Genomic DNA, 6,621 nt, shown 5'->3' with positions numbered 1-6,621 from the left:
AATTTTGTCATCGAGGCTTTTCCTCAATACGACTTTATCTAAGATACAGGATTATTTTGATTTTGGCAAGCATTTTTTGCTTTTTTCAAAAAAAACTATATCCAATCACAATAATCGCGATGACTTAATTAATTTACACTATTTTTTTCTTTTTGGCAATAGTTTTTTTAAAAGAAAAAGGACACATTATTGTGTCCTTTTATTAACAACCCTTTTTTACATTCCAATTGTATCGTGTAATTCCTTTTGGCGATCCAATTCTTGAAATTGCAGAAAAAGACATGTATGAATTTGATGAATCTGATCTTCGCAGTTATGCATTATCCAATAATATATCGTGTGATACATTGCTTTAGATATTCGAACAAGGGTTGGCTCAGAATAGCATCCCCGTCCACGCGCATAATATCTTAAAATTTCAAACAGTGCTACTTCCACATTTTTACCAAAAGCTTTATCAGCACCAAGATAAACTAAATTAGTATAAAAAATTTGGTTATCCTTCAAAACTTTTAGTAACTGTAACATTCTACTAGAAAAATTATCATACTGATTTGAAAGTAATATTCTGTTCAAATCTTTTATAAAAATACTCTCGGAAAAATCTTCAATTCCCTTAAAATGATAATAAAAGCTCCCCCGTGAAACTCTTGCCACCTCACACAAGGTTTTAACTTGAAAATTCTTTACTCTTTCTGTACTGAGATACTTGTACAAAACTTCTTCTAGCTGTTTTAGATTCATCCAGCCTCCATATATCTAAAAATTATACGATGATAAACTCTTTATTTTTAAATTTTAAAAAACAAAATTTAAAATTAATAAGAATGTAATTTATCAGATTTATATAATTTGTCAAGCTTTTTTATTCAAAAAAGCAAAAAAATGCGAAAAAACTGTATATAATAACAGTTTATTCGCATTTTTCTATTCTTATAATGTAATAGCACCACTAGCTAGCAATTCATCACATTTTGTTGGTTCAAATTTTTGACCAACTTCAAAATTATCTGGTACAACCATGATGCCACGTTTTTGAGGAGCATGAGCCAAGCCTAACTCACGTGCTGAGCAAATCATTCCATATGATGGAACGCCACGTAATTCACCAGGCCAAATTTGTGCACCATTGGGCATTAAAGTACCAGGCAATGCAACAACAACTTTTTGGCCTGCCTCAATATTAGGTGCACCACAAACAATCTTTACATCATCATCTAATCCAACATCAACTGTTGTTACATGCAAATGATCAGAATCAGGATGGGCTTCACATGTTTTTACGTAGCCATATACCAAAGTGGGCTTTGATGGCTTTAATTGATCAGAAAATCCATTATCTGTAAGAACTTGGTTTAATTTAGCAAGATCTTCAGCTGTTAATTCAACTTCGCCATTATTTAAAGCATCATAGTTAAGATATTGATCAACATTAAAAAAGTTAAATCCGATAACTTTGTTATCTTCATCTAAAACTCTGGTAACTTGACCCTTTTCTTCATAGTGACTTCTGCCTTTATCTTGACCCAAAATAACAATTAAAGTATTTGGATATGCATGTTTATTTGTACTTGCAATCATTGATAATCCTCACTTCTGTTAATCAAGTGAACGCAAAAAACTTTCGACTTGGTCTTTAGTTTTGCGGTCCTTATTAACTAGTCTACCAATTTCTTGACCATCTTGGTAGACAACAAAGCTAGGAATTCCCAAAATCGACAAATCTTTCGCCACTTCAACCGAATTATCTCTATTTATTTGAAAAAACTTACTATCAGCAAAGTCTTTTTCAATTTCTGGCATAATCGGATCTAAAAAACGACAGTCTGGACACCAATCAGCGGAAAATTCTAAAACTGTTCGTCCATTTCTTGTTAGTTCAGCTAATTTTTCTTTAGTTAATGCATCAATTTTTTCCATAACTTGCCTCCTTATGCTTACTTTTTATAAGTATAATAAATCAAAATCTTAAAAAAGTAAATTAATTAAAATGAGCATGTAGGGCATAGATTGGATTTCCCTTTGAAGCGAATTTATGCTCATATTCCGTTTCAACATTCTTAGCTACAATTTCTTCACTTTCATGATGTAAATCGACACTAACAAAATCAAACGTCATGCCATAGTTATTTAAACTCATTAAACTATAACTAAACAAGCCACTATTGTCAGTTTTAAATTCAAGATGACCAGTTGGCTTTAAAATGGTTTCATAGTTTTTCAAAAAATCTTTGTAAGTTAATCTTCTCTTTTCATGACGTGTTTTTGGCCAAGGGTCACTAAAGTTTAGATACAAGACATCCACACTATTTTCAGCAAAAAAGCTAGCGATACTAATAGCATCCCCACGCAAGATTTGCAAATTGTCTAACTTCTTTTCTAATTTTGTACGCAAAATAATTCCTGCAGCAGTAGTTTGCAACTCAATCGCAACGTAATTTCTATCAGGATGTTTTTGAGCTAAAGTTGTTATAAATTGGCCTTTCCCTGAACCAATTTCTACTTCTAAAGGGCGAGAAAAATCTTCAAAACGCTTTTCCCACTCAATCCTAATTTCTGGATTAGGGTCTTGTAATACACTTTCTGGGTGTTCATCAACTAACTTAACAGCCCATGGTTTGTTTCTTAATCTCATAGTTACTCCTACCTTTTCTTTTTTAATTTAATCGGTAAATATAAATTGGTAATCATCAACATAAAAAGCAACAAAATAGCTGCATTTAGCAATGCTATAACTTTAATTTTAAAAATTATTATCCAAACTATTGCTATCACTATAACTTGAAGAAGCAAAGCCCATGTAATTACTGATTTCACTTCTCTAGTATTATCTTTTTTTATTGGCATAACATGATACATAATATGTCGCTGATACAAATTTTTTATTGGTAATAATTGATATGCTGTTAAAAAGGTTACTAAAGCTGAGAGTATTAGTAACATATTAGTATCTGTTATCACTAAAGACAACAAGACAGCAAATGCTGTCATTCTGACAAGTAATGAAATATAGTCAGGATTTCGAAGGAGATTTCTTTGCAATAAAAACTGATTAGCACTCTTTGTTTTTTGAAAATTAAGCAAAAAGTCTAGATATTTTCTTCGCTTAATTACAACTGCTTTTTCAGCAACATCTGTAAACATACTATAGAAAATAAAAACTCTGTTTTGCCTTATACGTTCTTTTTCATATGCTTTTGACCAGTCAAAACTATCAAGTTTTTGTTTGAAAATATAAATAGCAAATCCAATAAGAGCAATTAACAATGCAGCTGAAGCGGAAAAATCGAATAAACTAGCATAAATACCTAAAAAAGCAATCAAATAAAATAAAACTTTAGAGTAATGATATTGAAAAGATAAAGATAAGTATTCAAGTTGCAAATATACTGCTTTTAATAGATAAAGCAGTATGGCAATAATCGAATATCCTCCCAATTGAATTCCCAACTTTATCCCAGCAAAAGGAAAAGCAATTCCGATTACTAATGTCAGAATAATAAATGGCAAAACTAAACTATAACCTTTCAATTTCTTTAAGTATGCAGCCATTTCTGAATCTTTTACAAATAAAAATTGTAAATCAGCTTTTCTTAAAAGCGTGACTAACTCCCCCGGAACTAAACTAATAGTAAAAACAATTGCAAGCAAAGGCTTATAAAACCATAAATTAGCGGGAATTTTTGGTAAGTTTTGTGCATACCAATACATAAAGCCACCAAATAAGAAAATTAAAGCTAAAACAAAAAAATCATTAAATACTAAACGCAAATAGCGCAAATTTTTTTTAATATTTTCTTCTAGACGTTTTTTAGCTAATTCAACCATTTTGCACCTGCTCTCTTGAAAGAATTTCGTAAATCTTATCAAAAGAATCAGAACTTGATAAACCATAATGATGCTTAATTTCATCTAATGAACCACTAGCTTCAACACACCCATTATTCAAAACTGCAAATTTTGAAATTGTAGTTTGTACTTCACTAAGAACGTGGCTAGTCATCAAAACCATTCTTCCATCTTGAATTGCTTTATTTATTAACTTAGTCAAACTAAGCGCAGATAATGGATCTAACCCTGTAAAAGGTTCATCAATCACTAAAAGCTCTGCATCAGTCATAAAGGCGGTAATCAACATAACTTTTTGCTTCATCCCTTTAGAGAAATGAATTGGCAACCAATCCAATTTATTATCAAGTCGGAAAATCTTCAAAAGCTCATTTGCTTTTTTCCAAGCTTTTTCTGGATTAAGCTCATAAGCCAAAATAGTTAAATCAATATGTTCTTTTAATGTGAGCTCAGGATATAAAACCGGAACTTCTGGAATATATGCTAATTGCTGTTTAAACTTATCGGGATTTTTTGTTAATTCAAGTCCGTTTAAGCTAATTAAGCCTTTTTGAGGCCTCAACAACCCTAAAATATGCTTAATAGTGGTAGATTTTCCTGCACCATTTAAGCCAATTAAACCTACGGCTTCGCCAGGCTTTATTTCTAAATTCAAATTTTTAATTACGGCTACGCCATGGTAGCCTCCACTTAAATTTTTAATTTTTAATGTCATAATCTTTTTCCTTATTAACTACAATCGTAATTATGATAACATGAACAATGAAAGAAACTAAAGATTAAAGGAGCGAGTGCAACAATGAGCCATTTAGATGACAATTGTTTATTCTGTAAAATTATAAAAGGAGAAATTCCAAGTTACAAGGTTTTCGAAAATGATGACGTTTATGCATTTCTTGATATTTCTCAGGTAAATCCCGGGCATACTCTCATGGTACCCAAAAAACATATTGTTAATTTATTTGACTACAGTCAAGAAGATGCGGCTAAATATTTGCAATATATCCCAATGATTGCGAATGCCATTAAAAAAATCGATCCTAAGATTAGCGGAATGAATATTGCAGCGAATAATGGAGCTAGTGCAGACCAAGTAGTAATGCACTCGCATATTCACTTCATCCCTCGATTTGAAGGGGATGGCTTTAAAATGGCTACTAGAAATAATGCTGATCAATATACTCCTGAAAAATATGAAGAAATCGCTAATGAAATTCGAAAAGAATTTTAACAATTATAATTAAAGAAAGAAGGAATTTTATATGTTTAAATCATTTGGTTTAGGTTTTATTTTAGGCGCAGGTGTTGGATTAGTCGCAGCATTTTTGCCAACAGATGATGAGAAAAGATGCTTAAAAGATGATGTTAAAGATTATGTTGATGGTACTGTAAACGATAGCACTACTTTTTCAAATAACTTAACTACCTTTCAAGACAATTTAAATAACTTCAGCCAACAAACTCCAATTGCTACTGAAACTCTTTCATCATTACAAAATAGAACAGAAAAGTTTCAAAATATTGTGAACAAAAAAACTGATGAATTGAAAGATAAAATCTCTAATTTGAATGAGAAATTAATTTCTTTAAATGCCGATTTAAAAGAAAGAAACTAAGACGTTAAGCCAGTTACTTTTATAGTAGCTGGTTTTATTCTAAGCAAAATAATAGTTACAGGCATAAAATTTAACTAAAGTAGTGTTTAAGAAACTATGACTTTTTTGTGAATTTGAATAATTTTGAAACAAGATTCACTAAAGTATGCTATATTATAAGGCAGTAATGTTTATAAGGATGTGGAGATTTATTTCTATGAATAAATATTGGAAAAAAGCTGCAGCTATTGTTGCTGTTGCAGGTATCGCTTTGTCTGCTACTGCTTGTTCAAGTAGTGCAACTTTAGTTAGCTACAAGGGTGGAAAAATTACCCAAGATGAATACTATAAAGAACTAAAGTCATCACAAGCAGGTAAGAGTACCCTTGCTAACATGATTATCTACCGTGCTTTAAAGCAACAATATGGTAAAAAAGTTTCTCAAAAGCAAGTTGACAAAGAATACAACGCTTATAAGAAACAATATGGTTCTTCATTTGAATCTGCATTAGAGCAAAATGGTTACACAACTTCTAGTTTTAAGAAAAATATTGAAACTAACTTGTTAACTGTAGCTGCTTTAAAGGATATTAAGAAGATTACCTCAAAACAAGAACAAAAAGCTTGGAAGAGTTACCAACCAAAAGTTACAGTTCAACATATCTTAGTATCAAAGAAGTCAACTGCTGAAGATATTATTAAGCAATTAAAGAGTGGTACTAGTTTTGCAACTTTAGCAAAGAAGTATTCAACTGATTCAGCTACTAAAGATAAGGGCGGTAAACTTGCAGCCTTTGATTCAACTGATACTACTTTAGATTCAGACTTCAAGACTGCTGCTTTCAAGCTTAAAACTGGTGAATATACTACTACCCCAGTTAAAACACAATCTGGTTACGAAATCATTAAAATGATTAAACACCCTTCAAAAGGCAAGTTTAGCGACCACAAGAAAGAAATTGATGAACAAATTTACCAATCAATGGAACAAGACACTGCTACTATGCAAAGTGTTATCAGAACTGTTTTAAAGAAATCTGACATTTCAATCAAAGACAAAGACCTAAGCAATGTTCTTTCATCATACATGTCAACTACAACTAGTTCAACTACTAGCTCAAACTAGTTAATATATATCAAGATAATAAAAGCCACTTCAAATGAAGTGGCTTTTTAT

9 protein-coding genes are annotated in these 6,621 nt (G+C 31.2%); 3 read left to right on the top strand and 6 right to left on the bottom strand.

Features of this window, described 5'->3' with window-relative positions:
- Positions 1-216 precede the first annotated feature (216 nt).
- The 6 genes from ACNDLV_RS07270 to ACNDLV_RS07245 all read right to left on the bottom strand — a co-directional run bounded on the left by ACNDLV_RS07270 (position 217) and on the right by ACNDLV_RS07245 (position 4,564).
- Entirely contained in the window at positions 217-744 is a 528-nt protein-coding gene (locus ACNDLV_RS07270; protein ID WP_006586438.1) for a hypothetical protein, read from the bottom strand.
- A 189-nt stretch (positions 745-933) separates the two neighbouring features.
- Positions 934-1,581 (bottom strand): YtpR family tRNA-binding protein, encoded by a 648-nt coding sequence (gene ytpR / locus ACNDLV_RS07265; protein ID WP_006586437.1) that lies wholly within the window; start codon positions 1,579-1,581, stop codon positions 934-936.
- An 18-nt stretch (positions 1,582-1,599) separates the two neighbouring features.
- Positions 1,600-1,920, bottom strand: coding sequence for a thioredoxin family protein (locus ACNDLV_RS07260; protein ID WP_006586436.1), 321 nt, complete (start codon positions 1,918-1,920; stop codon positions 1,600-1,602).
- A gap of 61 nt (positions 1,921-1,981) precedes the next feature.
- A complete protein-coding gene (trmB, locus tag ACNDLV_RS07255; RefSeq protein ID WP_006586435.1) occupies positions 1,982-2,635 on the bottom strand; it encodes a tRNA (guanosine(46)-N7)-methyltransferase TrmB in 654 nt (217 codons plus the stop codon).
- Between the two features lie 8 nt (positions 2,636-2,643).
- Complete coding sequence (locus ACNDLV_RS07250; RefSeq protein ID WP_006586434.1) at positions 2,644-3,828, bottom strand: ABC transporter permease; 1,185 nt, start codon at positions 3,826-3,828, stop codon at positions 2,644-2,646.
- Positions 3,821-4,564, bottom strand: a complete 744-nt coding sequence (locus tag ACNDLV_RS07245; RefSeq protein WP_006586433.1) for an ABC transporter ATP-binding protein — start codon at positions 4,562-4,564, stop codon at positions 3,821-3,823. Before ACNDLV_RS07245 ends, ACNDLV_RS07250 begins: the two co-directional genes overlap by 8 nt.
- Positions 4,565-4,648: 84 nt before the next feature.
- Here ACNDLV_RS07245 and ACNDLV_RS07240 point away from each other — a divergent pair, with 84 nt between their 5' ends.
- From ACNDLV_RS07240 to ACNDLV_RS07230, 3 genes are all read left to right on the top strand, one after another.
- Positions 4,649-5,080 (top strand): HIT family protein, encoded by a 432-nt coding sequence (locus ACNDLV_RS07240; protein ID WP_006586432.1) that lies wholly within the window; start codon positions 4,649-4,651, stop codon positions 5,078-5,080.
- 31 nt (positions 5,081-5,111) lie between these two features.
- Positions 5,112-5,465, top strand: a complete 354-nt coding sequence (locus tag ACNDLV_RS07235; protein ID WP_006586431.1) for a YtxH domain-containing protein — start codon at positions 5,112-5,114, stop codon at positions 5,463-5,465.
- Positions 5,466-5,661: 196 nt separating this feature from the next.
- Positions 5,662-6,570, top strand: a complete 909-nt coding sequence (locus ACNDLV_RS07230) for a peptidylprolyl isomerase PrsA (protein WP_006587686.1) — start codon at positions 5,662-5,664, stop codon at positions 6,568-6,570.
- Positions 6,571-6,621: the final 51 nt, after the last annotated feature.

This window comes from Lactobacillus fornicalis (assembly GCF_055362665.1).
Note: the sequence above shows the minus strand (reverse complement) of the source record. Positions and strands in the feature narration are given on the sequence as shown.

What these genes read in the sequence shown, in the direction of transcription:
- trmB (WP_006586435.1), bottom strand. Translation starts at nt 2,635, where the DNA reads ATGAGATTAAGAAACAAACCATGGGCTGTTAAGTTAGTTGATGAACAC.
- ACNDLV_RS07250 (WP_006586434.1), bottom strand. Translation starts at nt 3,828, where the DNA reads ATGGTTGAATTAGCTAAAAAACGTCTAGAAGAAAATATTAAAAAAAAT.
- ACNDLV_RS07235 (WP_006586431.1), top strand. Translation starts at nt 5,112, where the DNA reads ATGTTTAAATCATTTGGTTTAGGTTTTATTTTAGGCGCAGGTGTTGGA.
- ACNDLV_RS07260 (WP_006586436.1), bottom strand. Translation starts at nt 1,920, where the DNA reads ATGGAAAAAATTGATGCATTAACTAAAGAAAAATTAGCTGAACTAACA.
- ACNDLV_RS07270 (WP_006586438.1), bottom strand. Translation starts at nt 744, where the DNA reads ATGAATCTAAAACAGCTAGAAGAAGTTTTGTACAAGTATCTCAGTACA.
- ytpR (WP_006586437.1), bottom strand. Translation starts at nt 1,581, where the DNA reads ATGATTGCAAGTACAAATAAACATGCATATCCAAATACTTTAATTGTT.
- ACNDLV_RS07245 (WP_006586433.1), bottom strand. Translation starts at nt 4,564, where the DNA reads ATGACATTAAAAATTAAAAATTTAAGTGGAGGCTACCATGGCGTAGCC.
- ACNDLV_RS07240 (WP_006586432.1), top strand. Translation starts at nt 4,649, where the DNA reads ATGAGCCATTTAGATGACAATTGTTTATTCTGTAAAATTATAAAAGGA.
- ACNDLV_RS07230 (WP_006587686.1), top strand. Translation starts at nt 5,662, where the DNA reads ATGAATAAATATTGGAAAAAAGCTGCAGCTATTGTTGCTGTTGCAGGT.